The sequence below is a fragment of the Phocaeicola coprophilus DSM 18228 = JCM 13818 genome, from assembly GCF_000157915.1.
GTDB classification, from domain to species: Bacteria; Bacteroidota; Bacteroidia; order Bacteroidales; family Bacteroidaceae; genus Phocaeicola; species Phocaeicola coprophilus.
In genome coordinates, this window is sequence record NZ_EQ973645.1 from 1 (window position 1) to 1154 (window position 1154).

Below are 1154 nucleotides of genomic sequence, written 5' to 3' on the forward strand. Positions count from 1 at the left end.
CTTTATTTAGGATACTGCTGACGAACAGGGCACGGCTGTATCCTCTTGCTTTACCGGTATCAATATCATGAATGGTTTGTGCGCTGCTTGCAATGTCACGCTTCAGGCGGTTCCATGCCTCTTCCTGCTTCTGTTCTTCCGGTTTGGCAGCCTCTTTCATCCTTTCCATGGCTGCCTTGAAGCGGTTACGCCAGTCATGAAATTCATCAAATCTGTTTTGGTATGCATCCAAGGCCTTGTTGTTGCGCTGGCAGTTGAACTTGGCAGGCCCTGTCACCATCGGACTGGCACATCGTGAGAGACTGCCCAACAGGGCGGAGGACCTGCTATGGTATGCACTGACATACTCGTTCTGCTTTTCTTCCGGAATCTGTTTCAGATCCTCTACAAGTTGTTTTTCATATTGCATGATGTCTGTTTCCGCTCTTGCTTCAGGTTCGAAAGAACTCCATCTGTACGCGTTGTATGCAGCATCAAGCAGGTCTTCCAGATAGCTGGGATACAGAAATTCCACAGCTTCCCATTTTTCAAATTCAGACGGGTGCAGTTCTGTTTCCCCGTCTGCCGTTTCGATGGTGTGTACATAGGAGCCCATTCCCGTACAGCGTTTACGGAAATGAAAAAGGACGGCTTCGTCATCCGTCCCTTGTTCTCTGATTTTCTTCACTCGGTAAGCATTCTTTCTTGTCAACGTGATAACCGTCTGTTTTCCGGTCTTGTCCTTCATGAGGTCTGTTACTGTACCTTCACATACCTTCTTTCCAACTTCTTCAGTCATATTCTTTTATTTAAATTAGACATGACCGGCTCCGTGGAGCCAGTATTTCAATTTCTTACTGGCCCGGCTGTTCTTTGCCAATGACCGGTGCAAGGCTTGGCGGAAAAAATACCGGAGCGAAGCGAGGATGATTTTTTTCCAGCCAACCAGACCGACAGGGCCGCCTTGCACAGTCAGTGGCAAAGGGCGATATTTGCTGTAAGAAATGAAATAATGGGATATTATGCTGGATGATATTTTATAGTAAAGCATGTTCTTTGTGCCTTATAGCAAGTTTGATTTTTTGCATTATTTAAGAATATGGGTTCTTAATGTGGAGTATAGACTTGTTCCGTAATATGAAAATAAACTAATATGAATAAAAGAAAAATGAAGC

At 44.8% G+C, this 1154-nt stretch carries 1 protein-coding gene; it reads right to left on the reverse strand.

What is annotated here, in order from left to right:
- On the reverse strand, window positions 1-778 hold a 778-nt coding region (locus tag BACCOPRO_RS11475; RefSeq protein ID WP_008143827.1), incomplete at its 3' end, for a hypothetical protein.
- Between the last annotated feature and the right edge of the window lie 376 nt (window positions 779-1154).